Source organism: Pseudomonas juntendi (assembly GCF_009932375.1).
Classification (GTDB): Bacteria; Pseudomonadota; Gammaproteobacteria; order Pseudomonadales; family Pseudomonadaceae; genus Aquipseudomonas; species Aquipseudomonas juntendi.
The window spans coordinates 1-696 of sequence record NZ_BLJG01000525.1 but is presented as its reverse complement, the minus strand read 5'-3'; the positions used below and the strand labels follow the sequence as shown (position 1 = coordinate 696).

Annotated in this window: 1 protein-coding gene; it reads left to right on the top strand. The window is 64.9% G+C overall.

The genetic code is table 11. The annotated features are described in order from the left end of the window. Positions 1–696 (top strand): acyl-CoA dehydrogenase family protein (locus GYA94_RS27070; RefSeq protein WP_255327014.1); only part of this gene is annotated, 696 nt, incomplete at both ends.

The following is a 696-nucleotide window of genomic DNA, read 5'->3' as shown; positions in this document are numbered from 1 at the left end:
GAAGGGCATCTCGCTGTTCATCGTGCCCAAGTACCACGTCAACCCCGACGGCAGCTGCGGTCCGCGCAACGATGTGCTGCTGGCCGGGCTGTTCCACAAGATGGGCTGGCGCGGCACCACCTCCACGGCGCTCAACTTCGGTGACAACGGCCAGTGCGTCGGCTATCTGGTCGGCCAGCCGCATCAAGGCCTGGCCTGCATGTTCCAGATGATGAACGAAGCGCGTATTGGCGTCGGCATGGGCGCGGTGATGCTGGGTTATGCCGGCTACCTGTATTCGCTGGAATACGCCCGCCAGCGCCCGCAGGGCCGCCTGCCGGACAACAAGGACCCGCACAGCAGCGCGGTGCCGATCATTCAGCACACCGATGTGAAACGCATGCTGCTGGCGCAGAAAGCCTACGTCGAAGGCGCCTTCGACCTTGGCCTGTACGCCGCGCGCCTGTTCGACGACACGCAGACCGGCAGTGATGAGAGCGCCCGCAACCAGGCGCAGGAACTGCTCGATCTGCTGACCCCGATCGTCAAGTCCTGGCCCTCGGCGTTCTGCCTCAAGGCCAACGAACTGGCGATCCAGATTCTCGGCGGCCACGGCTACACCCGCGAATACCCGGTGGAGCAGTACTACCGCGACAACCGCCTGAACCCGATCCACGAAGGCACCGAGGGCATCCAGTCGCTCGACCTGCTCGGCCG